25 protein-coding genes and 1 pseudogene are annotated in these 25,485 nt (G+C 71.6%); 11 read left to right on the top strand and 15 right to left on the bottom strand.

What is annotated here, in order from left to right; translation table 11 throughout:
- Nucleotides 1–323 precede the first annotated feature (323 nt).
- Nucleotides 324–383 (top strand): annotated as a pseudogene (locus AB0389_RS01160) (hypothetical protein); the annotation flags it as partial.
- Between the two features lie 128 nt (nucleotides 384–511).
- The gene (locus tag AB0389_RS01155; protein WP_366393191.1) at nucleotides 512–862 is read left to right on the top strand and encodes a hypothetical protein; all 351 of its coding nucleotides are present in this window, start codon (nucleotides 512–514) and stop codon (nucleotides 860–862) included.
- A gap of 232 nt (nucleotides 863–1,094) precedes the next feature.
- Here the strand turns inward: AB0389_RS01155 and AB0389_RS01150 are convergent, their stop codons facing one another.
- Nucleotides 1,095–2,426: a metallophosphoesterase gene (locus AB0389_RS01150; RefSeq protein WP_366393190.1), complete on the bottom strand. Its 1,332-nt coding sequence runs from the start codon at nucleotides 2,424–2,426 to the stop codon at nucleotides 1,095–1,097.
- A 266-nt stretch (nucleotides 2,427–2,692) separates the two neighbouring features.
- A complete protein-coding gene (locus AB0389_RS01145) occupies nucleotides 2,693–3,208 on the bottom strand; it encodes a cyclophilin-like fold protein (RefSeq protein ID WP_366393189.1) in 516 nt (171 codons plus the stop codon).
- A 100-nt stretch (nucleotides 3,209–3,308) separates the two neighbouring features.
- On the opposite strand from AB0389_RS01145, the gene AB0389_RS01140 reads away from it, so the two are divergent.
- Nucleotides 3,309–4,175, top strand: coding sequence for a helix-turn-helix transcriptional regulator (locus tag AB0389_RS01140; RefSeq protein ID WP_366393188.1), 867 nt, complete (start codon nucleotides 3,309–3,311; stop codon nucleotides 4,173–4,175).
- Here the strand turns inward: AB0389_RS01140 and AB0389_RS01135 are convergent.
- Entirely contained in the window at nucleotides 4,101–4,298 is a 198-nt protein-coding gene (locus tag AB0389_RS01135) for a hypothetical protein (protein ID WP_366393187.1), read from the bottom strand. The genes AB0389_RS01140 and AB0389_RS01135 overlap by 75 nt on opposite strands.
- A 42-nt stretch (nucleotides 4,299–4,340) precedes the next feature.
- Between AB0389_RS01135 and AB0389_RS01130 the strand changes: the two genes are divergently transcribed.
- Complete coding sequence (locus AB0389_RS01130; RefSeq protein ID WP_366393186.1) at nucleotides 4,341–4,712, top strand: DUF2255 family protein; 372 nt, start codon at nucleotides 4,341–4,343, stop codon at nucleotides 4,710–4,712.
- Between the two features lie 184 nt (nucleotides 4,713–4,896).
- On the opposite strand, the gene AB0389_RS01125 is transcribed toward AB0389_RS01130, so the two are convergent.
- The 5 genes from AB0389_RS01125 to AB0389_RS01105 form a co-directional block, all read right to left on the bottom strand.
- Nucleotides 4,897–5,961, bottom strand: a complete 1,065-nt coding sequence (locus AB0389_RS01125; protein ID WP_366393185.1) for a zinc-binding dehydrogenase — start codon at nucleotides 5,959–5,961, stop codon at nucleotides 4,897–4,899.
- A gap of 66 nt (nucleotides 5,962–6,027) precedes the next feature.
- Entirely contained in the window at nucleotides 6,028–6,750 is a 723-nt protein-coding gene (locus tag AB0389_RS01120; protein ID WP_366393184.1) for a nitroreductase, read from the bottom strand.
- 88 nt (nucleotides 6,751–6,838) lie between these two features.
- A complete protein-coding gene (locus tag AB0389_RS01115) occupies nucleotides 6,839–7,825 on the bottom strand; it encodes an NADP-dependent oxidoreductase (RefSeq protein ID WP_366393183.1) in 987 nt (328 codons plus the stop codon).
- Between the two features lie 94 nt (nucleotides 7,826–7,919).
- A complete protein-coding gene (locus AB0389_RS01110; RefSeq protein ID WP_366393182.1) occupies nucleotides 7,920–9,032 on the bottom strand; it encodes an NADH:flavin oxidoreductase/NADH oxidase in 1,113 nt (370 codons plus the stop codon).
- A 224-nt stretch (nucleotides 9,033–9,256) separates the two neighbouring features.
- Nucleotides 9,257–10,129 (bottom strand): helix-turn-helix transcriptional regulator, encoded by an 873-nt coding sequence (locus AB0389_RS01105; protein WP_366393181.1) that lies wholly within the window; start codon nucleotides 10,127–10,129, stop codon nucleotides 9,257–9,259.
- Between the two features lie 272 nt (nucleotides 10,130–10,401).
- Between AB0389_RS01105 and AB0389_RS01100 the strand changes: the two genes are divergently transcribed.
- Nucleotides 10,402–11,247, top strand: a complete 846-nt coding sequence (locus tag AB0389_RS01100; protein WP_366393180.1) for an SDR family oxidoreductase — start codon at nucleotides 10,402–10,404, stop codon at nucleotides 11,245–11,247.
- A gap of 417 nt (nucleotides 11,248–11,664) precedes the next feature.
- Here AB0389_RS01100 and AB0389_RS01095 read toward each other — a convergent pair whose 3' ends face one another.
- The 4 genes from AB0389_RS01095 to AB0389_RS01080 all read right to left on the bottom strand — a co-directional run bounded on the left by AB0389_RS01095 (nucleotide 11,665) and on the right by AB0389_RS01080 (nucleotide 18,974).
- Nucleotides 11,665–13,188 (bottom strand): aldehyde dehydrogenase family protein, encoded by a 1,524-nt coding sequence (locus tag AB0389_RS01095; protein ID WP_366393179.1) that lies wholly within the window; start codon nucleotides 13,186–13,188, stop codon nucleotides 11,665–11,667.
- A gap of 147 nt (nucleotides 13,189–13,335) precedes the next feature.
- Entirely contained in the window at nucleotides 13,336–14,598 is a 1,263-nt protein-coding gene (locus AB0389_RS01090) for a GAF domain-containing protein (protein ID WP_366393178.1), read from the bottom strand.
- A 90-nt stretch (nucleotides 14,599–14,688) separates the two neighbouring features.
- The gene (locus tag AB0389_RS01085) at nucleotides 14,689–16,086 is read right to left on the bottom strand and encodes an SWF or SNF family helicase (protein WP_366393177.1); all 1,398 of its coding nucleotides are present in this window, start codon (nucleotides 16,084–16,086) and stop codon (nucleotides 14,689–14,691) included.
- Nucleotides 16,083–18,974 carry a DEAD/DEAH box helicase gene (locus tag AB0389_RS01080; RefSeq protein ID WP_366393429.1) on the bottom strand — a complete coding sequence of 964 codons (2,892 nt, stop codon included), beginning with the start codon at nucleotides 18,972–18,974 and terminating at the stop codon, nucleotides 16,083–16,085. Before AB0389_RS01080 ends, AB0389_RS01085 begins: the two co-directional genes overlap by 4 nt.
- Nucleotides 18,975–19,228: 254 nt before the next feature.
- On the opposite strand from AB0389_RS01080, the gene AB0389_RS01075 reads away from it, so the two are divergent.
- The 3 genes from AB0389_RS01075 to AB0389_RS01065 all read left to right on the top strand — a co-directional run bounded on the left by AB0389_RS01075 (nucleotide 19,229) and on the right by AB0389_RS01065 (nucleotide 21,178).
- Entirely contained in the window at nucleotides 19,229–20,338 is a 1,110-nt protein-coding gene (locus AB0389_RS01075; protein WP_366393176.1) for an acyl-CoA desaturase, read from the top strand.
- Between the two features lie 69 nt (nucleotides 20,339–20,407).
- Nucleotides 20,408–20,590 carry a hypothetical protein gene (locus AB0389_RS01070; protein ID WP_366393175.1) on the top strand — a complete coding sequence of 61 codons (183 nt, stop codon included), beginning with the start codon at nucleotides 20,408–20,410 and terminating at the stop codon, nucleotides 20,588–20,590.
- Between the two features lie 117 nt (nucleotides 20,591–20,707).
- Nucleotides 20,708–21,178, top strand: coding sequence for a GNAT family N-acetyltransferase (locus AB0389_RS01065; protein WP_366393174.1), 471 nt, complete (start codon nucleotides 20,708–20,710; stop codon nucleotides 21,176–21,178).
- Nucleotides 21,179–21,248: 70 nt separating this feature from the next.
- On the opposite strand, the gene AB0389_RS01060 is transcribed toward AB0389_RS01065, so the two are convergent.
- A complete protein-coding gene (locus AB0389_RS01060) occupies nucleotides 21,249–21,848 on the bottom strand; it encodes a methyltransferase domain-containing protein (RefSeq protein ID WP_366393173.1) in 600 nt (199 codons plus the stop codon).
- 23 nt (nucleotides 21,849–21,871) lie between these two features.
- A complete protein-coding gene (locus AB0389_RS01055; protein ID WP_366393172.1) occupies nucleotides 21,872–22,300 on the bottom strand; it encodes a PPOX class F420-dependent oxidoreductase in 429 nt (142 codons plus the stop codon).
- 147 nt (nucleotides 22,301–22,447) lie between these two features.
- Here AB0389_RS01055 and AB0389_RS01050 point away from each other — a divergent pair, with 147 nt between their 5' ends.
- Entirely contained in the window at nucleotides 22,448–22,861 is a 414-nt protein-coding gene (locus AB0389_RS01050) for a roadblock/LC7 domain-containing protein (RefSeq protein ID WP_366393171.1), read from the top strand.
- A 118-nt stretch (nucleotides 22,862–22,979) separates the two neighbouring features.
- Complete coding sequence (locus AB0389_RS01045) at nucleotides 22,980–23,945, top strand: DUF6397 family protein (RefSeq protein ID WP_366393170.1); 966 nt, start codon at nucleotides 22,980–22,982, stop codon at nucleotides 23,943–23,945.
- A 52-nt stretch (nucleotides 23,946–23,997) separates the two neighbouring features.
- Here AB0389_RS01045 and AB0389_RS01040 read toward each other — a convergent pair whose 3' ends face one another.
- Nucleotides 23,998–24,741, bottom strand: a complete 744-nt coding sequence (locus AB0389_RS01040; protein WP_366393428.1) for a carbonic anhydrase — start codon at nucleotides 24,739–24,741, stop codon at nucleotides 23,998–24,000.
- A 199-nt stretch (nucleotides 24,742–24,940) separates the two neighbouring features.
- Between AB0389_RS01040 and AB0389_RS01035 the strand changes: the two genes are divergently transcribed.
- Complete coding sequence (locus AB0389_RS01035) at nucleotides 24,941–25,477, top strand: GNAT family N-acetyltransferase (protein WP_366393169.1); 537 nt, start codon at nucleotides 24,941–24,943, stop codon at nucleotides 25,475–25,477.
- Nucleotides 25,478–25,485 lie beyond the last annotated feature (8 nt).

Genomic DNA, 25,485 nt, shown 5'->3' with positions numbered 1-25,485 from the left:
CCTGAACTGCAGTGATGGTGTAAGAGGTGGCCTTTGCGGCTCGCGCGTGAGACGTGGCGAACCCCCACCGGCCTCTGCCGGCGGGGGTTCGCCTCGCGGACCTGGCCGGCATCAGCGTCGAGTACTACGCCCAGCCCGAACGGGGCAACCTCAGCGGTGTCTCCGGCGGCTTCCTTGATGCCCTCGCCCGAGCACGGCAGCTCGACGAGGCAGAACGGGCACATCTGGCTGACCTCGCCCGCGCGGCCGGCCCGCCCCCCTGTGCTCGTCGCAAACCCCCCACACGGCAGGTCTGGCCCGGCGTGGCACGCATTCTTGAGCTGATGACCGAGGTACCGGCCTTCGTGACCAACGCGCGCCTCGATGTCCTCGCCGTCAACCCTCTCGCCCAGGCACTGCACGCGCCGTTCTTCGGGGACCCCGGCCCTCCGGCCAACCGGCCCGCTTTGCGTTTCTCGACTTCCGTGCCCGCAACTTCTGGCTCAAGTGGGAACAGGTCGCCGACGACACCGTGGCCGTGCTGCGCACCGAAGCCGGCTGTGACCCGTACGACAGGGCGAAGACCGTCCTCATTGGCGAACTGTCCACCCTCAGCGATGAGTTCCGTGTCCGCTGGGCCGCGCACGATGTGCGTCTGCACCGCACCGGACTCAAACATTTCCATCATCCTGTCGTCAGTGACCTGCACCTGAACTTCGAGACCATGGAGCTGTCCGCCGACCCCCGCCTGCCCCTGACCGCCCTGAGCGCTGAAGCCGGCCCATCCCACGAGGATGCCCTCCGGACACTCGCGAGATGGGCCACAACTCACCACCCGGCCGACGCTCTTGCCGAACAGGGTGCGAGCCACAGGCACTGCTGAGCGGCTGGCCGGCCTCGCACACCCCCGACACCGGCAGCCCGCTGGAGAGCGCCCGCCGGGTCATCGTCAAGTACGAGACGGAGGACCGGGGTTACCACGCCGGTATGGCCGCTCTGCTGGGCCGTGACCCCCAGGGGCCAGTGGTTCGACTCACCTTCCCGTCACCCTCCCACGACAACCTGCGGGAAGGTCACGACTCACGACCTCCCTCTGCAGCCGAGGGCTCACAGCATCAGGCGTTTCTCGAGGCAAGCTCGACCACGGTGATGTCGGACGGGGCGCCCACGCGGACCGGTGGGCCCCAGGCACCTGCGCCTCGGCTCACGTAGAGCTGGGTGTCGCCGTAGCGTTCCAGGCCCGCGAGCGTGGGGTTTGCCGGCTCGGCGATGAGGTTGCCGGGCCAGAGCTGGCCGCCATGGGTGTGGCCGGAGAGCTGCAGATCGACGCCGTGGCGGACGGCGTCGTGGATGACGATCGGCTGATGAGCCAGAAGGACGGCGGCACGGGAGCGGTCGCGGTCGCCGAGGGCCTTGCCGAAGTCGGGGCCCTCGCCCTCCTCTTCGCCCGCCACGTCGTTGACGCCCGCCAGGTCGAAGCCGGGCATCTCCGCGCGGGCGTTCTCCAGCGGGCGCAGCCCCAGGTCGCGCACCTTCTCGACCCATGGTTCGGCGCCCGAGAAGTACTCGTGGTTGCCGGTGACGAAGTACGTTCCGTGGCGAGCCCGCAGATCGGCGAGCGGCTCGACGGCGGGGCTGAGGTCTTCGACGCTGCCGTCGACCAGGTCGCCGACGACGGCGATCAGGTCGGGCTGGGTCGCGTTGATGGTGTCGACGACCCGCTGGGCGAATCCGCGGCCCAGAATCGGGCCCAGATGGATGTCGCTGACCACGGCGATCCGGAACCCGTGTGCGCTCCGAGGCAGTTTCGCCAGCGGGACGGTGAGGCGCTTCACCTGGGGACCGCGCAGCACACTGTAGGTCCCGTGGCCGACGGTACCGACGGCCACGGCCGCTGCCGTACCGCCCACGACGCGCGAGACGAAGAGGCGGCGGGACAGGCCCGCCGGGCCGGGGAGCGAAGGCGCGGACGCCGGTGGACGCGGGTGCTCGGCCACGGCGTCAGGCTCCCGCATGTCCCCCGCGATACCGGACCCGCAGTGCTCTGTCGCCAGGGACTGAGCCGGGCCGACGGCGACGAGTTCCCCGCCCCGGTGCGCCCGCTCCTTCGCATGTGCTCCGGTGTCCCGTCGTGCGAGCCACCAGCGCAGCAAAGGCCGGACCGCCTCGCCTGCCAGCAGCGAGAGCAGCACGTACAGGAACACCACCATCCACAGATATCCGGGCCAGGCCAGTATCTGTTGGAGGAGGAAGGGAACCCACGGTCTCTCGGCCACGAGCGCGCCGCCCGTCAGCAGGGGCCCGGCCACGAAAATGACGCTCCCGGCGCGCCGCTGGAGCGAGCCCCGGGGCATCGTGTCGCGCACCAGGCGGCGCCACGCGTACCAGTGGAGCGCACCGAACGCCGCCAGCACGACGAGTCTGACAAGCATCAAGACGAAGATCATGGCCGAGCAGGCCCTTCCTGGAGACGTCCTCGGGACGGATGAGTCCGCTACGGCCTGATAACACCCGTATCTCATGACCCACAACGCGGCGTGCCCGCAACCCGCGGAACCTCACCGCCAAGTGGGACACAACGCCGTACGCAGCTTGGCACGGGACGTACGCCGCGTGGGAGGGAGAGTTTTCTACCTGGTCGCTCGGGTCGCGATGACGGCATCACGGCCGATGTACCCGTATGAGTGTCCCTGGCGCACGGACAAGTGGAGCGTCACTCGGCCTCGATCCGCATGTCCACGTTCGCGGGCAGGTCTTCGAAGACGCTCACATCAGAAGTGATCTCGCCCATCTTCGTGAGGGTCGGGACCGAGGAGGTCGGCTCGTAGATGATGGTCACACTGTCACGCGGATTGTAGTAAACAATGTCACCGGGCTGGACATCCGTATAAAAAGGCCCTGTCTCGGTCAGCGGGTCGGACAGCTCGGAGATGTACTCGATATCCAGGTTCCGGAACCACGGCAGAGTGACCGGCAGCATTTCTTCGAAGTCCCGGGCGGCGTCACTGCCATTGAGCCTGGCCCTGATGACGCGGTCTCCGACGGTGAACGTGATGGGCGTGCCGTCGTTCACCGACGCGTCCGCGCTCGTGGACGAGCGGGACCCGGGTGAGGAGACCTCGGCGGTCTCCGAGAGCGATCCGGTGGAGTCTGCGACTGTGCTGGAGGAGCACGCGGCGAGGGCGACCGCGGTCGCGGTCCCGGTCACGGAGGCGAGAGCTTTCTTCATGGCCCCAGTCGATCTCAGTCCGACCGGGCGAGGAAGTCACTGCTGAAGGGCGTACTGACAGCACACCTCTCAGCGGACGGGCTTCTTCTAGGCTGAAAGCGTGGACAACCGCGAAGAGGTCAAAGCGTTCCTCAACTCCCGACGTGCGAGGATCACCCCCGAGGGCGCCGGCTTGACGTCCCACGGCCGCGCCAGGCGTGTGCCGGGCCTCCGTCGCAGCGAGGTGGCCGAGCTGGCCGGTGTCAGCGTCGAGTACTACGCGCAGCTTGAGCGCGGCGACCTCAGCGGCGTCTCCGACAGCGTGCTGCACGCCCTCGGCCGAGCGCTGCGGCTGGATGAAGCCGAGCGATCGCATCTGGCAGAGCTTGCCCGCGCCGCCGGTGCCCCGCGCCGTGCCCGCCGTCAGCCTTCCGCCCAGAAGATCAGGCCCGGCGTGGCGCGCGTCCTCGACGGGATGAGCGCGTTGCCGGCCTTCGTCCACAACGGGCGTCTGGATGTCCTGGCGGCGAACCCCCTCGCGGAGGCGCTGTTCGCGCCGGTGTTCGCAGAACCGGCCCGGCCGGTCAACCACGCCCGCTTCAACTTCCTCGACCCGCGTGCCCGCGACTTCTGGATCGACTGGGAGCGGGCCGCCGACAACAGTGTGGCTCTGCTGCGCACCGAGGCCGGACGCGACCCCTACAACAGGGCACTGACCGATCTCGTGGGGGAGCTGTCCACCCGCAGCGAGGCTTTCCGGATCCGATGGGCCTCGCACGACGTACACCTGCACCGCACCGGGCTCAAGCACATCCGCCACCCCGTCGTGGGCGCTCTGCACCTGTCTTACGAGGTGTTCGACCTGGCCGCCGACCCGGGGCTGGCCCTGGTCGCCTTCAGCGCCGAGGCGGGCTCATCCGACGACGACGCGCTGCGGTTGCTCGCCGGTTGGGCCGCTACCCACGGGAGACAGCGCAGCGGTTCCTGACCGGAGGAAGCGCAGCCCTTCGTGGCACGGAGTGCCCGGCTCCGCGGTCAGGATGACAAGCTGCTGGTCGGGGTCGGTGGGGCAGGTGAGGGCCTCCCGGTCGAGGGACATGTCACCGGCCACCGGCCCCAGGAACAGTCCCGCCTCCCTGAGAGAAGGATCAGCATGAGCTCCTGGAGCCCTGCACAACTCCGCGCGATCGCCGAGAACGCGGATCTCTTCGTCTCCCCGTTCCGTGAGGACGGTGCCACCTACGGCACCCCGACCCAGACCTGGGCACTCGTCGTCGACGGCGACGTGTACGTGCGCGCCGCCAACGGACAGCAGTCGAAGTGGTATCAGGCCGCCATTCGCCAGAAGGCCGGCCGCGTGCGCGTTGCCGGTACGTACCACGAGGTCATCTTCGAACCCGCAGACAGCGGCGTCGACGCCGCCGTCGACGCCGCCTACGAGGAGAAGTACCCGGGCAGCTCCGCGGTGCCGATCATGCGGGGTGACGGACCGAGATCGGCGACGGTCCGCATCTCACCCCGCTGAATTTATGACCACCATCGTCATCGTGGGAGCGGGACGCGGCCTGGGAGCCGCCGTGGCCCGGCAGTTCGGGCACGGCGGCTTCGATGTCGCGCTGGCTTCCCGGAGCCGGGAGCGGCTCGACGCGCTGGCGGCCGAACCTGGCCGCGGAGGGTGTGACCGCACGCGGCTTCACCGCCGGCGGCGGTCAGCCGACGACAACCACCGGCTTCACGACGGTCTGATTGCGGCTGCGCATCAGTTCGAGGCTCTGCCCGACCGCGTCCCAGCCGTGCAGGACGTGTGTCGCGAGGGGCTGGGTGTCGAGCTTGCCGTTCGCGATGAGGAGCAGGAGGCGCTCCATGTAGTCGCGGCCCTGGTTGGCCTGGGCGGCGGTGAGGAACTTCTCCATCACGCCGTAGTTCCAGACGTTCATCGGGAGGGTGACGGTCTCGTCGTCGAAGAAGCCCGAGACCACCGACACGTGGCCGCCGAACTTCGTGAGTCTCATGGCCGTGCCGATCTGGTCGCTCGCGTTGCCGCCGCTGGCGACAAGGACGCTGTCGACCTGTACGCCGCCGGTCAGTGCCATGATCTGCTCGTGGACGTCGCCCTTCTTGTAGTCGACGAGGTCGGTCGCCCCGTACCGCGTGGCGAGGGTCATGGTGTTCGGGCGCGAGCCGACGGCGATGATGCGGCCGGCGCCCCGGAGCGCCGCGGCGGCCACCCCCATCAGCCCCACGGGCCCGACGCCCAGGACGACGACGACCTCACCGAACTGGATCTCCATCCGTTCGACGCCGGTGAATCCGGTGGCGGCCATGTCGTCGACGGACACGGCCTGGACATCGGTGACCGTGTCGGGGATGTGCGCCAGGTTCGAGTCGGCGTCGAAGCACTTCACCAGCTCGGAGAACCACCCTCCGTTGGTCGGATCGTCGGAGAAGTAAGGGCTCTTGCTCTGGTGGAACTTGCCCTCGCCGCGCTGCGCCCGGGGGTGGCGCCAGTCGGCCAGCCCGGCGGGAAGAACGACACGGTCTCCGGGGGCGAAGTCGGTGACCAGCTCGCCGATACGTTCGACGACGCCGACCGCCTCGTGGCCGATGACCTTGCCCAGCGCGTTCGGCAGCGAGAGCGAGTCGATGAGATGCACGTCTGTCGTGCAGGTCGCGACCGCGGTCGGCCGGACGAGGGCGTCGTACGGTCCGATCTCCGGCACCGGGACCTCCTGCCAGTCGGCGCGGCCCTTCTCCTGGATGACGTAGCCCTTCATGGCGCTGTTCCTTTCGTGTGGTCGGTACGGGCCTGATCGGCCCGTGGTGGCGCTGTCGGCCACCGGTCAGGCGGGGGCGGGGGATGGGTGGTTGCCGAACAGGCCGGGGGTGCCGTGGGTGATGACGTTCTCCCGGGGCGGGACCCTGTCGAGGCGGTAGCTGTTGTCGGGGGACGCGTGGTCTTCGTGTCCGAACGAGATGCCGAAGAACAGCTTCAGATCGTCGGGAACGTTCAGGACTTCGCGGACGGTGCCGGCGTACAGGCCCAGCACGGTCTGCGGGATTCCGCCCAGGCCGCGGGCGGCGAGGGAGAGCAGGAAGGTCTGGGCGTACATGCCGATGTCGCCGCCCACGCGCACACCGTCGCCGAAGACGGGAGCGAAGAGCAGGGCCACGTGGGGAGCGCCGAAGAACGCGAAGTTGCGCCGGTCTGCCACGCGGCGTGCTTCGCGGTCCGACCGGGCGATACCCAGGGCGTCGTTGCGGGTCTTGGCCTGGTGCGCGGAGCGCTGCGCGTACGGGCCGAAGTACTCGTTCTGGTCGAAGGTGAAGTCGCCCGATACCTCTCCCGCGGCTTCGGCCCGCAGAAGCTCCTCGCTCAGCAGATCACGCTGCCGGCCGGAGACGATGTGGATCTGCCATGGCTGCGTGTTGCAGTTGGAGGGGGCCATCCGCGCGTCCTCCAGCACGCCGCGGATCTGCGCGGCGGGCAGCGGATCCGGCAGGAACGCGCGAACGGCGTGACGGGCCCGGACGGCGTCGGCGAAGGGAAGGGTGTCGCCAGACACAATGCTCCTTGTACGGACGGGGTGGTAGCAGGGCGATGCCCGTGAATGAGTGGGACGACGCTCGGTCTCCGTACTCCCGCGACGCCTTTCACATGGCTGCTGAGGGCGGGAATTCGAGGATGAGCCGACCCCGCAGGCCGCCCTTCTCAAGCAGCCGATGGGCCTCGGGAGCCTGGTCGGCGGGCAGAGCGGCCGCGACCCGGAGGGTGAGTTCACCTGACTCGGCCTGTTCGCGCAGGCGGGTGATGGCTGCGGCGTCGGTGACGCGTGTGCGGACGTTCACGGGGTGCACGGTGATGCCGCGGCCGGGGTCGCCGTCCCAGAAGCGGAGGACCGCGATCCGGCCGTTGTCGCGGATCGCCGGTGTGATCAGGTCGTGCAGCATCGCGCCGTCCGCGACCGCGTCCGCTCCACCGGGGACCACGTCCAGGAGGCGCTGCGCGAGATCCTCGCCGCGTACGACGAAGGTGTCGGCGCCGCGGGAGCGCAGCCACTCCTCGTCGTGTGCCGACGCCACCGCGATCACGCGCAGGCCCTCGGTGGCGGCGAGTTCGACGACGTAGCCGCCGACGGCGCCGCCGGCTCCCGTGACGACCAGGGTCGAACCGGGCGCGAGGGCGAGGGTGTCCAGGACGCTGCGGGCGGTCAGCGCGTTCATCAGGAACGACGCGGCCTCGGGGAACGTCGTGCCGGCCGGCCGGCGCGTGACGGACTCGGCCGGCAGGACGACGTACTCGCTGTAGCCGCCGTGCCGGCCGTGGTTGTCGACGATGCCGATCACCGGCTCGCCCTCGGACAGCCCGTACGCGGCCTTGACGTCGTCGTCGGCCTCGTCGATCGTTCCCGCCACGTCCATGCCCGCGATGAACGGGGGTTCGAGGCCGCGGTACCACTCGGCGAGGGAGCCGTCGCGAAGCATGGCGTCGGCCGGGTTCACCCCGGCGGCGCGCACCCGTACCCGTACCTCGCCGGGGCCGGCGTGCGGCTCGGGGAGTTCGACGGTACGCAGCACTTCCGGGCCGCCGTAGGTGTGGACGCCGATCGCCTTCATGGAGGGGGACTGGCTTGTACTCATGGAGGTGTTCCTTCCGGTCATGGGTGGTCGCGGATTCCCGCCTGTGCGGGGTGGGACGGCTCCCCGCGCGTTCCGAGCGCGGGAGCCCGTTCTCTCAGCCCTTGCCGCGCCGACGGACGGCGTAGCCGTACTGCTCGGGCCAGCGGGGCTCGGCGCCGAGTTCGAGTGCCGCGTGCTGCGGCCAGTACGGCTTGCGCAGCAGTTCGCGGCCGAGCAGGACGGCGTCGGCCTGGCCGGTGGCGACGATGTCCTCGGCCTGGGCGGGTTCCAGGATCAGGCCGACGGCGCCGGTGCGGATGCCGGTCGCCGCACGCGCCTCGGCGGCGAAGGGCACCTGGTAGCCGGGGCCGACGGGGATCGTGGCGTCGGGGACCATGCCGCCGGTGGACACATCCAGCAGATCGACGCCGTGGGACTGGAGTTCCTTGGCGAGGCGGACGGTGTCGTCGCCGGTCCAGCCCTCGCGTTCGTCCTGCGGATTCTCGGTCAGCCAGTCGGTGGCCGAGGTGCGGAAGAAGACAGGCAGGTCCTCCGGCCACACCTCGCGTACGGCGTCGACGACCTGAAGGGGGAAGCGCAGACGGTTCTCGAAGCTGCCGCCGTAGGAGTCGGTGCGGTGGTTGGCGGCCGGAGAGAGGAAGGAGTTGATCAGGAACCCGTGGGCGCCGTGCAACTCGACCACCTGGAAGCCCGCGGCCAGCGCGCGCCGCGCCGACTCGGCGAAGTCGCGTACCAGTTGCTGGATCTCGTCCAAGGTGAGCTCGTGCGGTACCGACCGCCCGGTGAACGGCACCGGGCTGGGCGCGACCGTCTGCCAGCCGCCCTCGGATGCGGGTATGTACTCGTTGGTGAGCCAGGGCTTGTCGACGGATGCCTTGCGGCCGGCGTGCCCGAGCTGGATCGCCGGGACCGCTCCGTGGGAGCGGATGGCCGCGGTGACGCGGGCGAACGCTTGCTGCTGGCGGCCGTTCCACAGGCCCAGGTCCCAGGGGGTGATGCGCCCGTCGGGCCGTATCCCGGTCGCCTCGGCCATCACCAGCCCGGCGCCGCCGGCGGCCCGGCCTGCCAGGTGGGTGAGGTGGAAGTCGGTCGGCACTCCGGTCTCCGGCCCGTCCGAGGCCGCGGAGTACATGCACATCGGGGATGTCCAGACGCGGTTGGGGATGTCGAGTGACCGCAGGGTCAGGGCGGTGAACAGGGCACTCACGGGGTTCCTCATCGATCGGGATGTACTGGCCCGTAGGGGCGGGCCATGGGCTGGGGCGCCACGAGGGGAGAGGCGCTACGAGGTGCTGCGGACGGTCCGGCCGCCGCGCGCCACGGTGCGCCACGACACAGCCTTCGCGTGGGACGGACAGCGTGGTTGTGGATCACCGATCGTCGGTGTACCGCATTCCGTCGGTGGTCCACGGCCGGTCCGTACGGGTGTGATCAGGCGGTGGTGCCGGGTGCGGGCTGCTGCTGTTGGTCCGTGGTCCAGGAGGCGAGGATGCGCAGTGCGTCGTGGGACGGGGTGCCGGGCTCGGCGGTCAGTACGACGAGTTGCTGCTCGGCGTCGATACTGGCGGTGAGGGTGTCCCAGTCGAGAGTGAGCTCACCGGCCACGGGGTGGTGGAAGGTTTTGCTGCCCATGGTGCGGGCGGCGACATGGTGGTCGCCCCACCAACGGCGGAAGTCCGGGTCCCGCACCGACAGTTCTCCGACGAGGGCGGCCAGCCGGGGGTCGTCGGGATACTTGGCGGCCTGCATCCGCAGCTGCGCCACGGTGGTGTGGGCGACCTCCGCCCAGTCCGCGTACAACGTCCTCATCGCGGGGTCGGTGAAAAGAATCCGCGTGTGGTTTCTTTTCTTCTCCGGGATTTCCGTGTAATCGGACATCAGGGCGGCGGCCAGGGAATTCCAGGCGAGGATGTCCGTACGGCGGCCCATCACAATGGCCGGAGTGTCGATCAGGTTGTCCAGGAGGCGCTGCAGCGTGGGCTGCACCTTCTGTACGGTGCGACGGCGCGGCCTGGCCTGGTCCTTGCCGGCGAGCTCGAAGAGGTAGTCCCGCTGGTCGTCGTCCAGTCGGAGTGCCCGCGCCAGAGTGGCCAGCACCTGCACCGAAGCCTGGATACGGCCCTGTTCGAGGCGGGTGTAGTACTCGGTGCTGATGGCGGCGAGCTGAGCGACTTCCTCACGGCGCAGTCCCTTGACCCGGCGCAGGCCGCCCGTCTCGGGCAGGCTCACCGCGCGGGGGCTCAGTTCGGCCCGGCGGGTCTTGAGGAACTCGCCCAGCTCGTTGAGATGCGCGTTGCGAGTCATATTGCCAGTGTGACACCGAATCGACCGGCAATGAGGGGTAGGAATTTATACCCGGAACCTTTCCTCCGGGTAGGGAATTCTCCCCTTTGTGGATGCGCGTGAAGGTGCGAACGTTGAATGAGGCAGTCGGAAGGAACCGCCCGGGGCACGGGCGGCCTCGGCCGCGCCCCTGATCGCGCCCGCCGAAGGCCGGACGCACGACCCCGTTGACGGTGCCACGCATCAGCACCGCACCACACACGGGTGTCGTTACGGCATCTGAAAGGAATCTCATGAGCAAGGTCATTTTCGTCACCGGCGCCGGACGCGGTCTGGGCACCGACATCGCCCGAGAGGCCCTGGCCGCCGGCCACCAGGTCGTCGCCACCGGTCGCCGCCCCGAAGAAGTCGAGAAGACCCTCGGCGGTGCCCAGGACAACCTGCTGGTCACCAAGCTGGACGTCACCAGCCTGGAAGACGCCGAGGCCGCCGTGAGCGCCGCTGTCGGCCGCTTCGGCCGCATCGACGTACTGATCAACAACGCCGGCAACTTCTTCGCCGGCTACTTCGAGGAGATCACGCCCGCGCAGATGCGGCAGCAGATCGAGACCAACCTCTTCGGCCCCATGAACGTCACCCGCGCGGTCCTCCCCGTCCTGCGCGCGCAGCGCGCCGGGCACATCATCACCCTCTCCTCCGCCGCCGGTCTGATCGGCCAGGAGTTCTGCGTCGCCTACGCCGCCTCCAAGTTCGGCGTCGAGGGCTGGATGGAATCCCTGCGCTACGACGTCGCCCCGTACAACATCCACACCACGGTCGTGGAGCCCGGCTTCTTCCGCACCGAACTTCTCGTGGACGGCTCCACCATCTGGCCCGAGCCCACCATCGACGACTACGCCGAGCGCACCACGGCCACCATCGCCGCCTGGAAGAGCATGAACGGCCAGCAGACCGGAGACCCCGCCAAGCTCGCCCGCGCCCTGCTCACCATCGCCGGCCAGGACGAGCCCCTGCTGCGCTTCGTCGCCGGCGCCGACGCTATCGAAGGCGTGACGGCCAAGGCCCAGGAACTCCTCGCCCAGGCCGAAGCCTCCCGAGAACTCGGCGCCGACATGGGTTACGACGACACCCACGCCTGAACGCCCCGAGCGGCCACCTGTCACGCTGCCGTGTGAACAACAGCGGCGGCCGGCACTCTTCGAAGAAGGCACGATGGAGATCCTCAAGCAGCCGCCGACCACCAAGGGCCCGGCCGACATGTTCGCCGGCGCGAAGCACGTGCTGCTCCGCGTCATGTTCGCTGGAGGAAGCACGGACACGCATGTTCCAGGAAGTGGTGAGGTCCACACACGAAGACGACCGCCGCCAGAACGCGTTCGTTGTCGGCCGCTCCGTCATCGACTTCCGCGCCCCACTGCACTGCCGCGACTGGTCAGGAGCGGTACAGATGTGGGAGGAATTGGGAGTTAGCGCGCAAGCCGGGCTCGGCTGAGAGCAAGCTGCGGGAAAGGCGCCTGACGGGCAAAAGTCCAGGTCAGGCGCCTTTTTTCGTGCGCCTAGAAGAAGCCCAGCTTCTTCGGCGAGTACGACACCAAGAGGTTCTTCGTCTGCTGGTAGTGGTCCAGCATCATCCGGTGGTTCTCGCGCCCGATGCCCGACTGCTTGTAGCCGCCGAACGCCGCGTGGGCCGGGTAGGCGTGGTAGCAGTTGGTCCAGACGCGGCCCGCCTGGATGGCGCGGCCCGCGCGGTACGCCGTGTTCGCGTCGCGGGTCCAGACGCCGGCGCCGAGACCGTACAGGGTGTCGTTCGCGGTCTTGATCGCGTCGTCGAAGTCGCTGAAGGACGTCACCGCGAGGACGGGGCCGAAGATCTCCTCCTGGAAGATACGCATCCGGTTGTGGCCCTCGAAGATCGTCGGCTGGACGTAGTAGCCGCCGGCCAGTTCGCCGTCGTACTCGATGCGCTGACCGCCCGTCAGGAGTTTGGCGCCCTCCTGCTGTCCGATGTCCAGATACGAAAGGATCTTCTGGAGCTGGTCGTGGGAGGCCTGGGCGCCGATCATCGTGGCGGTGTCCAGCGGATGGCCGGGGACGATCGCCTCGGTGCGGGCCACGCCCGCCTCCAGGAACTCGTTGTAGTGGCCGCCCTGGATCAGCGCCCGCGACGGGCAGGTGCAGACCTCGCCCTGGTTCAGGGCGAACATGGTGAAGCCCTCCAGGGCCTTGTCGCGGAAGTCGTCGTCGGCGGCCCAGATGTCGTCGAAGAAGAGGTTCGGGCTCTTGCCGCCGAGTTCCAGGGTGACCGGCTTGATGTTCTCCGAGGCGTACTGCATGATCAACCGCCCCGTCGTGGTCTCGCCCGTGAAGGCGACCTTCGCCACGCGCGCGCTGGACGCCAGTGGCTTGCCCGCCTCGACGCCGAAGCCGTTGACGATGTTGACGACGCCGGGCGGCAGCAGGTCGGCGACCAGGCTCAGCCAGAAGTGGAGGGACGCAGGGGTCTGTTCGGCCGGTTTGATGACGACGGTGTTGCCCGCTGCCAGCGCGGGCGCCAGCTTCCAGGTCGCCATCAGGATGGGGAAGTTCCACGGGATGATCTGCGCCACGACCCCCAGCGGTTCGTGGAAGTGGTACGCGACGGTGTCGTCGTCGATCTCGCTGAGCGTGCCCTCCTGGGCGCGCAGCGCGCCCGCGAAGTAGCGGAAGTGGTCGATGGCGAGCGGGATGTCGGCGGCCAGGGTCTCCCGTACCGGCTTGCCGTTCTCCCAGCTCTCCGCGACCGCCAGCTCCTCCAGCCGCGCCTCCATCCGGTCGGCGATCCCGAGGAGCACCTGGGCCCGGTCGGCCGCCGACGTCCTCGCCCAGCCGGGAGCCGCGCCGTGCGCCGCGTCCAGCGCCCGCTCCACGTCCTCGGCGGTGCCGCGCGCGATCTCCGTGAAGGGGCGGCCGTTGACCGGGCTCGGGTTCTCGAAGTACTGGCCTCGGGCCGGCGGGACGTACTCCCCGCCGATCCAGTGGTCGTAGCGGGACTCGTACGAGACGATGCTGCCCTCACTGCCGGGCGCTGCGTAACGGGTCATCTCCAGGGCCTCCCGATATTCCGCACTCCGCGCCGCCCGCCATTGGACGGCGCCGGGGCCGACGCTAGGGGCGGGAACGTTGCGAGCGGGTTGCCGGGTTGCCGGGGAGCCGGAGAGGTGCCGGGCGGGTGGTGGGCGGCTTCTGTGTCAGCCCCCTTGCCAGGCGTCCAGCTCCCGTACGCGCGCGAGCGCCGCCGGACGCTGCGGTCCTGGCAGTACGGCGGCGAGCGCCCGCCACACCGCCAGGTCGTCCTCGCCCCACGGGCTGTACGCCCAGTCCGCCAGCAGGCCCGGATCCCCCCGGGCGATCAGCGCCGCGCGCAGCTGGTCCGCCAGCCGGCGGCGCAGCCGTACCACCGTCGGCGCCTGCGAGCCCGGCAGCAGCGGACCGGCGTACGCGCGCATCGCCGAGGTCACCGCGCCCGACGCGAGCCGCCGTGCCACGGCGGTGAAGTCCGCGTCGACGGGCGCGGCCAGCCGGTACGGGCGCGACCGCAGCAGCCCGGGGCCGAGCAGCGCGCGCAGCCGGGAGAGTTCGGCGCGCAGCGTGACCGGCGTGACCGACTCCTCCTCGTACAGCTCCACCAGCAGCTCGTCCCCGGCGATGCCCTCCGGACGGCGCGCCAGCAGGGTCAGCAGCTCGCTGTGTCGCGGGCTGAGCCGCACCGTGCGGCCGGCCGTCAGCAGCAGCGCCTCGTCCCGGCCCAGCGCGGACAGCCGTACGGACCCGGCGACGGGCGGCGGGGCGTCCAGCGCGAGCTGCGACTCGGCGGCGCGCGCGACCGCGGTCACGAAGGCCAGGCTGTGCGGATGGGCCAGCCGGTCCCCGCCGGTGATGTCGACCGCGCCCAGCAGCCGCCCGGTGCGCGGGTCGTGGACAGGAGCCGCCGCACACGTCCACGGGTGCACGGGCCGCTGGAAGTGCTCGGCGGCGAAGACCTGTACGGGCCGGTCCACGGCGATCGCGGTGCCCGGCGCGTTCGTCCCGGCCACCCCCTCCGCCCAGCGCGCCCCCGGCACGAAGTTCATCCGGCCCGCAAGCAGCCGGGTCGCCCGGTGACCCTCGACCCAGAGCAGCCGGCCGTGCGCGTCGCACACCGCCATCAGATGCTCGCCGTCCATGGCGTACGCGCCCATCAGCTCACGGAAGAGCGGCATCACGCGGGAGAGCGGGTGGGCGTCGCGGTACGCGGCGAGTTCGTCGTCCGGCAGCTCCGCGCCCGGTACGCCCGCGCCGCCCTCGGGGCAGACCCTGGCCCGGGCGGAGCGCCGCCAGGAGTCGGCCACCACCGGCCGTACTGGCCGCTCCACCCGCCCGCCGGCCGCGAACGACTCGTAGGCCCGGCACAGCGCACCGCGGCGCTTCGCCGGGTCGGCGCCCGCCTCCAGCGCCACCCATGGGTCGGTCAACGACGTCTCCCCGGTCGGAGTTCACCGGACAGGGCCATCGTCGCGCCGTCGGCCGGGCGGGGCAAGCGGCTTGCGGTTTCCCGTGCGCGCTCACCCGTCGGTCATGCCGTCCAGCGCGGCGGCGGGGTCGTGGGTGCCGGGTCCGGCCGGGGTCCAGCGACCGTGCGCCACGCGGTAGGGCCACCAGCGGCCGTCGCGCCCGTACCGCAGCCCCGCCGGGACCGGAGCGGAAACCACCGGTTCCTGAGCCCCGGTCACGGCAACGGCTCCGGCAACGGCTTCGGCCACGGCTCCGGTTACGGTCACGGTCCAGCGGGCCGCGCCCGCGTGCGCCGGCGCCGGACCCGGCCGTCCGCCGTCCGCCCACGCCGTGTCGAGGGCGGCGCGCGCCCGGGCGAGGTCCGCCGGGCCCGGCGTCCACTCCTCGTCCAGTACGGCCAGGGCCCCGGCGCCCCCGTACCGCCACGCGCGCACCGCGAGGTCCAGCTCCGCGGGCGGGCGGCCCGTGCCCGACGCCAGCCGTTCGTCGATCAGGGCAGGGCGTGGTGACACGGTGGTGGCGGCGAGCCGTATCCCGTCCTGACGCAGCGTCAGTTCCGCTTCCAGCGGCTGGTGTTCATGGTCCGGCCTGAGCGCGTCGGACAGCAGCCGAAGGGCGCGCGCCGCCGTGGCGGCGGCCAGGAACTCCAGGGCCGCCGCGTCGGTCCCGGCGGGCGGTGCGGTCTCCGTGCCGAGGGACGGTGGCGGACCCGGCTCGGCCGGCGCCCGTGGGGGAGCGGGCAGCGGCGGCAGGATGTCACGAGCCGCGAAGGCCGCCGCCGCGTCCACCCCCGCCGGCGCCCGGCCCTCCCCGGCCGCGCGCTCCGTACCGGCGGCGGCCCGCGCCGCGCCGCTGGACTGGAGGCCTGTCAGCAGCCGCCGCTCGGTCCGGCCGCGCAACAGCAGCAGTACGAAAGGATCCTGGTCCAGCAGCCGGGCCAACTGGTAGCAGAGCGCCGCCGTATGGGGACAGTGGTCCCATGCCCCGCAACCGCACTCCGCCTCCAAGTCGCCCATACCCGGCAGCAGTTCCACCCCGGCGCTCGCCGCGTCCTCCACCAGGTGCGGCGGCATCTCCCGGTCGAGCAGCGCCGCGACATGGCCCGCGCTGTCGACGGCCATCTCCACGAAACGGTCCCACTCGTCGTCGGTCAGCCGCCGCAGCAGCACATCGCTCCGGTGGGCGGTGCCGTCCCGGTCGCGTACGACAGCGGTGATCCGGCCGGGGCGTACGGACACCGCGCCCACCGCGCCGTCCCGGGCCCGCGCCCGCCCCTTCTTCAGCTGCTGGTTGTCCAGGGCGGTGTCCTCCAGCGCCTGGAGCCAGGCCCGGCCCCACCAGGTCACCGCGAACCCCTGCCCCCGGGCGGGCGGTTGGGCATCGAAGGTGCGCACCTCGTCCTCGGCCCCGTCCTCCGACCCGTCCTCCGTACGGTTCGTATCGCTCATCGCGCGCCTCCTCGCAGCTCCACCAGATCCGCCAGTTCGGCGTCGGTCAGTTCGGTCAGGGCTGTCTCGCCCGAGCCCAGCACGGCGTCCGCCAGCCGCTGCTTGCGGGCCAGCAGACCGGCGATCCGGTCCTCGATCGTGCCCTCGGCGATCATCCGGTGCACCTGGACGGGCCGGTCCTGCCCGATCCGGTACGCCCGGTCCGTCGCCTGCGCCTCGACGGCGGGGTTCCACCACCGGTCGAAGTGCACGACATGTTCCGCGCGGGTGAGGTTGAGTCCGGTGCCCGCCGCCTTCAACGACAGCAGGAACACCGGCACTTCGCCGTTCTGGAAGCTGTCGACCATGGCCTCGCGCTCCGGGATCGGCGTACCGCCGTGCAGGAACCGCGTCACCACCCCGCGCGCCGCCAGATGCCGTTCCAGCAGCCGCGCCATCGCCACGTACTGCGTGAACACCAGCACACTCGCCCCCTCCGCCAGGATGGTGTCGAGCAGCTCGTCCAGCAGCTCCAGCTTTCCCGACCGGTCCGCGAGGCGCGGCGCCTCCTCCTTCAGATACTGCGCCGGGTGGTTGCAGATCTGCTTGAGCGACGTCAGCAGTCTGACGATCAGCCCGCGCCGCTCGATGCCGCCCGACCCGGCGATCGCCGCGAGGGTCTCGCGTACCACCGCCTCGTACAGTCCGGCCTGTTCGGCGGTGAGCTGGACGGCCCGGTCGGTCTCGGTCTTGGGTGGCAGCTCGGGCGCGATCCCCGGGTCGGACTTGCGCCGGCGCAGCAGGAACGGCCTGACCAGCGCGGCGAGCCGCTCGGCCGCCGCCGGATCCTCACCGCGCTCGACGGCGTCGGCGTAGCGGGTACGGAAGGTGCCGAGGCGGCCGAGGAGCCCCGGGGTCGTCCAGTCCAGCAGCGCCCACAGCTCGGAGAGGTTGTTCTCCACGGGCGTGCCGGAGAGCGCGACCCTGGCCCGCGCGCCGATGGTCCGCAGCTGCCGCGCGGTCGCGCTGTACGGGTTCTTCACGTGCTGCGCCTCGTCGGCGACGACCAGCCCCCAGTCCACGCCGGCGAGCCGCGCCGCGTCCAGCCGCATCGTCCCGTACGTGGTGAGGACGAACTCGCCGTCCGCCGGCGCCTCCAGGGTGCGCGAGGCGCCGTGGAAGCGGCGTACGGCCGTACCGGGGGCGAAGCGTTCGATCTCGCGCTGCCAGTTGCCCATCAGGGAGGCGGGGCAGACGACCAGGGTCGGGCCCGCCGCCGACGGATCGCTCTGGCGGTGCAGATGGAGCGCGATGAGGGTGATGGTCTTGCCGAGCCCCATGTCGTCCGCGAGGCAGCAGCCGAGACCGAGCGAGGTCATCCGGTGCAGCCAGTTCAGACCGCGGAGCTGGTAGTCGCGCAGCGTCGCGGTGAGCGCGGCCGGCTGGTCGATCGGCGGCTCCGCCGCCTGCCCGGGGCGCTCGGGGTCGGCCAGCAGGGCGCGCAGGCCGGCGAAGGGACCGGTGGGCTGGACGGCGTACCGCCGGCCGCCGATCTCGGTGGAGCCGGTGAGTACGGCTTCGAGCGCGTCGACCGGGGTGAGTGTCCGGTCCCGACTCTCGCGGGCGCGCCGGACCTGCGCGGGATCGACCAGGACCCACTGGTCGCGCAGCCGGACGACGGGGCGGCTCGCCTCGGCGAGCCGGTCCAGCTCCGCCCGGTCGACGGTCCGGTCTCCCAGCGCGAAGTGCCAGACGAAGGAGGCGCGGGAGTCGGCGGAGAGGAAGGAGGGCAGCGCGGCACCGGCACCGGATCCGGCTCCGGTGGAGGCGCCGTCGCCGGGCAGGCCGATGGACGCGCTCGCGGTGAGCGTGCGCGTCAGCTCGCGCGGCCAGTGCACCTGGACACCGGTCGCGGCGAGCGCTTCCGACGCCTCGCCCAGCAGCTCGGTGACCTCCTCGTCGGCCAGTTCGATCCCGTCGGGTACGGCGGCGGAGAGCAGCGGGGCGAGCGGCGGCCACGCGCGGGCGGCCCGGCGCAGGGCGAGCAGGGCGTCCATGCGGGCGCGCGGGCCGAAGGCCGTACCGGCGTCGCCCGACCACACGTCGCCCGCGTCCACGACGGCCGTCGGATCGCTGACGCTGTGCATCTGGAGGACGGCGCGGAAGGCCGACACCGGTACGGCCGGTTCCGCGCCCGCCGGCAGGGAACCGTCGCCGATGCCGGGCAGTTCCACACGGAGCGAGAGCCGTACCCCCGCGTCGTGCCCGGCGGCCACCTCACCGGCCCACTCCCGCAGTTCGGGGAAGCGGCGGGGCGGTACGGCGGCGAAGGCGGCGCCCCCGGTGACGACCGGCGCGGCCGGGGTGCGCGGCAGCCCGTCGACGACCGCGTCGAGGAACTCCCGCAACAGCCGCTCGGGGTCGGGGAGCAGTAGCGGATCCTGCCCGGCGTCGAGCGGTACGGCGTGCGCGGTGGGCGGCATCGAGGCCGCCAGCGTACGGATCCGGTCGAGGTCGTCGGCGGTCAGCGGCCCTGCCCGCCACGCGTCGTGGCCCGACTCGGTGATGCCCGGCAGCATCCGCCCCTGGGCGGCCAGCCGCAGGGCGAGCAGCGCGGCCGAGCCCCAGAAGGCGGCCGACGGCGAGGCGTCCGCCGCCGTGCGCCCCCTCGTCAGGAGGGGCAGTGCCCGATCCACGGGAACCAGCAGCGCACCGACCGTGAGAAGGCCGCCGTCGGTGTCGACGACGACGAGTTCCTCCCGGGAACCCGGGACGGACGGCGGTCGCGCGCCCTCGGCGTGCCAGTAGGCGATCCGGCCGGCGCGCGCCGGATCCGCGGGAAGGAAGACGGCGGAACAGCGGGCGAGTCCGGCGATCCCGGAGGGTGTTGCCGCGGGGAGCCTGTGCACAGCGAGACGCATTCCTCAAGTTTGACTACTGCGGGTCGGAGCCGCCGAGGGTACCTCACAACGACGCGTCGCGGGCGCCCGGCTGCGGTCACCACCCCCCTCCGCCTCCGTGAAACCCCCGCCCCGTCCGGGGGGATTCCCTCATGGTCCCGGCCGGTCGCGCCGCCGTACGTTGCAAGAGGTCGAGCGCGGTCCCGCGCGAACCCTTCCCGGCCCCGCCGGCCCTCACCTACGCCCACAGACCGGAGACAGCCATGCCCCGAGCCGCTGCCGCGCCCCCCGACGCACACCCCGCACCCCCTGCCGCGCAGCCCGTACCCGGCCCCGCGACCGGCACCGGCCGCGCGGGCGGCAGCGACTTCGCCCCTCTCCTGCGGGTGGTGCGGGAGCAGGGCCTGCTGGAGCGCCGGGCAGCCTGGTACGCCCGGGGAATCGCGGTGAACCTCGTGCTCCTGGCCGCGATCGTCACCGGCCTCGTACTCCTCGGCTCCTCCTGGTGGGCACTGCTCCTGGCCCCGCCGCTGGCGGTCGTGTCCGCCAGGATGGCGTTCATCGGCCACGACGCGGGCCACGGCCAGATCACGGCCGACCGGGGCCGGGGCCGTGCCATCCAGCTCGTGCACGCCAATCTGCTGCTCGGGATGAGCCAGGAGTGGTGGAACGACAAGCACAACCGGCACCACGCCAACCCCAACCACCTCGACAAGGACCCGGATGTGAAAGCGGACATCCTGGTCTTCTCCGCGGACCAGACCGCGGGCCGCACCGGGCTGCGCCGCTGGCTCACCCGTCACCAGGCATGGCTGTTCTTTCCGCTGACCACCCTGGAGGGCATCGCCCTCAAGGTGTACGGCTTCCAGGCGGTCTTCTCGCGCGCCGACAACGCCATGCCGCTCCGCCGCCGCGCGGTGGAGGGGCTGCTGCTCCTGGCCCATGTGGCCGGCTACGCGGCTCTTCTCCTCGCCACCATGAGCGCCGGCCGGGCGCTGGTCTTCGCCCTGATCCACCAGATGCTGCTCGGGCTGCACCTGGGCATGGCCTTCGCCCCCAACCACAAGGGCATGGAGATGGCCGACGGGGAGAACGGCGCGGGCTGGGGGCATCTGCGCAAGCAGGTCCTCACTTCGCGGAACGTCCGCGGCGGCCTCCTGACGGACTGGGTCCTGGGCGGGCTGAACTACCAGATCGAGCACCACCTCTTCCCCAGCATGCCCCGCCCCCACCTGCGCCTGGCCCAGCCCCTGGTCCGGCGGCACTGCCTCGCGCAGGGGCTCCCGTACACCGAGACCGGGCTGATCGAGTCGTACCGGCAGGCCCTCGGACATCTGCACGAGGTCGGCGAACCGCTGCGTGTCGGCGCATAGTGGAACTGGCGGCCGCCCGCGTACGTTCACCGGACATGGAGCGGCCCGGCCGCAGAGGAGGCGTGGAAGATGTCGACAAACGCGAAGATCGCCATCGGGGGAGTGGCCGTTGGCCTTCTTCTCTGGCCGCTGATCGGATTCTGGTTCGCCCTGCTGGTGGTGATCGGGGTTCCGGCAGCCGCGTATCTGATGCTGGACCCGTCGCAGCGCCGCAGGCTGCGCCGGATCAACCGCAAGGAGATCGGCCGCTGACGCGCTGAGGGCCGAGGCCCAGAAGCGCGGGGTGGCCCGGGGCCCGTACCGTCCGTTCCGCGGCGGTCCGGGCCCCGTACGGATGTCCCGCCACCGTGGTCCGTAGAGTCCTGAGCTGTGAAAATCATTCCCGTCGCCTACGACCACCCCGACGCCGTCGCCCTCGGCGAGCAGGTACAGGCGGAGTACCGGCAGCGATTCGGCTACGACGACGCGACACCCCTGCACCCCTCCTACTTCGAGCCGCCGGGCGGCCTGTACCTCCTCGGGTACGACACGGACATCGCCGTCGCCTCCGGCGGCTGGCGCGCGCAGGACAGCGAGGAGGAGGGGTACGAGCCGGGCGACGCCGAGGTGAAGCGCATGTTCGTGTCCCCGAAGGCGCGGGGGCGCGGGCTGGCCCGCCGGATCCTGGCCGCCCTGGAGGAGAGCGCGCGGACCGCGGGGCGGACCCGGATGGTGCTGGAGACCGGCCATCTGCTGCCCGAGGCCGTCGGCCTGTATGTGTCCAGCGGATACGAGCCGACCGCGGGGTTCGGACTGTACCGAGGAAATGCGGACAGCACGTTCTTCGCGAAGCCGCTGTAACCGGCACCCGAAGGCGTTCGCAGGCACCTGTGGGCCGACACCCGCGGACCGGTGCCGCGGGACGCGCCGCTCATCCTCGGCGGACGGCCAGGGCCAGGAAGCGACCGGGCTCGTCGGCGTACGATTCCAGCCGCCAGCCCGCACCGGCCAGCAGGGGACGCAGCCGTGGCTCGGCCCGCAGGTCGTCGTCCGTGATCCGGCGGCCCTGCCGGGCGGCGAGCGCGGCCCGGCCGAGGGGGTGGAACAGCGCCAGCCGGCCGCCGGGCCGCACCACCCGGGCCAGCTCACCGAGATTCCGCCCGGGCTCCGGCAGATGGCCGATCAGCCCCGCGCCGAAGACCGCGTCCAGCGCGCGGTCGCGCAGCGGCAGCCGCGCCACATCGGCGAGGAGCAGCCCTCCGGCGCGCCGCCGGCCCGCTCGTACGGCCTCGGCCAGCATCTGAGGGGTGAGATCGGCGCCCAGCACCGTTCCGCCGTCACCGACCGCCGCCCGCAGGGCCGGCAGCGCGCGTCCCGTTCCGCACCCCGCGTCCAGCACGGTGTCACCGGGGCACAGCCCCAGCGCGGCGACGGCGGCGGTGTAGGCGGGGCCGTCGTCGGGGAAGCGGCGGTCCCAGCCGGCCGCGCGGGCGCCGAAGAACTCCTGGACGCGGGTGTGGTCGTGGGTCATGGGGACATGATCCCCCGGACCGGTCAGCCGGCCATGTCCGCGTAGGCCGTGACCCGCTCGACCCGGACGCGCACCACCAGTTCACCCGGTACGGCGTTGCGCCGGCCGAACTCCGCCGCCCGGTCCTCTCCCATGTAGCGCGCCGCGATCCGGGTGCTCCACCGGAGGAGCTCCGCGGGATCCTCGTCGGTCTCGGCCCGGCCCTGGACGACCGCGAAGGAGAACGGCGGGCGCTCGTCGTCCACACAGAGGGCCACGCGGCCGTCCCGCAGCAGGTTGCGGCCCTTCACGGTCTGCTTGCCGGTGTTGAAGACGAGATCGTCCCCGTCCATGACGAACCAGACCGGCGCGATGTGCGGGCTTCCGTCGGCCCGTACGGTGGACAGTTTCCCGGTGCGCGTGCCCTCGGAGACGAAGGCCTGCCACTCGTCCTTGCTCATGTTTGTCGGCATGACCGTATTTTCCGCCGGTGGGACAATCGGCGCGATGTGTGACTCATGCATCGCGCCCGATCCGGAGGCCGCTTGCGTCGAGGCGGCGGGTACGGAACGCTACGGGCGTTGCGGATACGGGAACATATGAACGGGGAGGGGCGGGAAATGTCACTCGAAAAGGGCCTTGACTGGCTGTTGGACGACCTGACGGAACGGGTCGAGCACATCAAACACGCGCTGGTGCTGTCGAACGACGGTCTGGTGACGGGGGCCAGTTCGGCGCTGGAGCGCGAGGACGCCGAGCATCTCGCGGCGGTCTCCTCCGGGCTGCACAGCCTCGCGCGCGGCTCGGGGCGGCACTTCAGGGCGGGACAGGCCAGACAGACGATGGTGGAGTTCGACGACGCGCTCCTGTTCGTCACGGCGGCGGGGGAGGGCAGCTGCCTGTGTGTGCTGACGACGGCGGAGGCCGATGTCGGCCAAGTGGCGTACGAGATGACGCTGCTGGTCAACCGGGTCGGTGAGCATCTCGGCGTGCCGGCGCGGCAGCCGGACCACACGAGCCTGAGCGGGCTCTGAGTACGTCGCGGGCCGGTTCTCCTGTGCGCGGCGAGTTATCCACAGGCCCGGCGGGGGGCCTCCGTGTCGCGCTACGGTCATCACCGAGAGTAATCGCTACTCGCGGGGGAGGACCATCATGTCCATCAATGAGGCAAGGACGCGGCAGCCGGAGACGGTCGCAGCCGGCACGGCCGCTCAGGAACTGGAGCTGAGGCGGGGCGAGTTCACGCTCGCCGCCCAGCTCGGCCACATCCGCACCACCGCCGGGGCGGCCGGGGCCGGCGGCCGGCGCCGGGTCAGCCGTCAGGAGATCGAGCGGCTGCGGGCCGCCGAGGGATTCCCGGAGGCGCTCAGGGAGCGGGTGCGGACCGTGGGCACGGCCGAGGGCGCGGAGCTGCTCTCCGTCAGCCAGGGCCGGTTCACGCGGCTGGCGCGCGCCGGCCTCGTCGCACCGGTGAGCTTCTATCTGAACCGGTACCGGGCGGTCGTGTGGCTCTATCTGGCGGACGACCTGAGGTCGTTCGCCGCGACGGAACCGGTCCTGCTCACCGGCCGGTTCCCGGAGGCCCTGCGTGCGGGCCTCGACGCGGGGGAGGACCGGAGGCCGCGCAACTGGCGCGGCAGGCGCGTCGGCCGGCTGCTCCACGAGAGCGACGATCCCTGGGAACGGGCGGCCGTCGCCGGCTGCGTCCTCGACCCGGCCCACCTCGCCGAGCTGGTGGGCGACCCGTACGAGCGCGCGTATCTGAACCGGCTGCGGCCCCGTCTCGCGTTGGCGCACCCGGAGTCCGAGGCGGCGCGGGAGACGGTACGCCGGCTGGTGGTGGCGGACGACCCGGACGAGATTCAGTGGCACCGCGCGGTGCTGGAGAGCCTCCTCGCGGAGGCCCGGTCCGCACGGCCCGCTCCGCGTCCCGACGGTGACGGACACACTTCTCCCGCCGCCCGTCTTCCCGGTGCGCGCGAAACGCCGTACGGAGCCCGTCGGGGCGGGCTGCTGGCCCGGCTGCGGATCGGTCGGGTCCTGTTCCCCGGCCGAGGGCAGGGAGGAACCGGGGCCCGCGGCGGGGGCGTTGACGCTGGGGAAGGGCCGCGCGGGTGACGCGCCGCCGCCCGGCTCCGGCGGGAGCGGGACGGCGGCGCGGGAGGCGGGATCAGCCGATGCGGTGGACGAGCTGGGTCGTCAGTTCGTAGCGCGCGCCGACGATGGCCAGCGTGCCCTTGGCCACCCGGTCCGCCAGATCGGGCTCCGCGGCGAGCCGCTTGCGGACGGCCTCGACCTGGGCGCTCACGGTGGAGTCGACCCGCTCGGCGCCCTCCTTGCTGTGGTCGATCACCGGACGGATCTCGTCGGCCAGATACTGGATGTGGGCCGGAAGGTGCTCCCCGCTCTCCTCCGTCTCGACGGCCGCCTTGACGGCGCCGCACGACTGGTGCCCGAGGACCAGGATCAACGGGATGTCCAGCTCCAGCGCGCCGTAGCAGACGGAGCCGAGGACGGCCTCGTCCAGCACCTGGCCGGCCGAGCGCACGGTCATCAGATCGCCGAGCCCCTGGTCGAAGGCCAGCTCCGGGGGGACCCGGGAGTCGATACAGCCGAGAACGAGGGCGAAGGGGTGCTGGCCCGAGACGAGAGCCTCGCGCACCGTCTTTGTCTCGTGCGGGTGCTGCTCCCGGAAGGTGCGCCAGCGGTGGTTCCCCTCCGCGAGCTCCTGGAGCGCGGCGTCCGGGGTGGCCGGGCGGGGGCGCTCGGCGCGGGGCCGGGTGGCGGCTCCCGCGGAGGGCGCCGTCAGTGCCACACCTGCCGTCGCGGCCGTCCCCGCGAGGGCCGCGCGCAGCAGGGAACGGCGGGGAGTGCCGATAGTGGGGGTGGTGGAGTGTGCTTGTCTGGTCGATATCACGGCCGGAGACTATCCGTGACATCTTTGGCCATGGATTTCTGTTGGTGATTTATTGACCTGATCTTGAACCAACTACCGTTCTCGCACCAGGTATTTGGCGTGAAGTCGCCGTCTCTTCGCTTTTTGGTTTGAGCGGCAACGGAACATGCGCGCGCCCCTGACCACGGTGTGGTTGCATGATCCGGTGATACGACCGATGGATTCCCTGGACGAGAGAGCCGACCCGCCGCACCGTATCCGGCCACGGGAGAAGGGTGACCTGGAGGCGTGCGCGCAGGCGCTCGCCGAGGTCCACCGGGGCGACGGATACCCGGTGAACTGGCCTGAATTCCCTGCCGATTGGCTGGCGTCCCCCGGACAGCAGGCCGCCTGGGTCGCCGAACTCGACGGCAGGGTCGTCGGACATGTGGCGCTGTCCCCGGCGGGCGACGGCGACGCGGCACCCGGGCTGTGGAGCGAGCGCACGGGCCGGCCCGCCGCCGGCGCCGCGGTGGTGAGCCGGCTGTTCGTCTCGCCGTCGGCGCGCGGCCACGGCATCGGCGCGCTGCTGATGGACCGGGCGGTGCGGGACGCCGCCGCGCGCGGACTCCACCCCGTACTGGACGTGGTCGCCTCCGACACCGCGGCGGCGGCGCTCTACGAACGCCTCGGCTGGCACCTGCTGGCCGTCGTGGAGCAGCGCTGGAGCCCGGACCTGACGGTCATGGTCCGCTGCTACGCGGCGCCCGCCTGAGCCGTACG

The organism is Streptomyces sp. NPDC093109 (assembly GCF_040701725.1).
Classification (GTDB): Bacteria; Actinomycetota; Actinomycetes; order Streptomycetales; family Streptomycetaceae; genus Streptomyces.
Note: the sequence above shows the minus strand (reverse complement) of the source record. Positions and strands in the feature narration are given on the sequence as shown.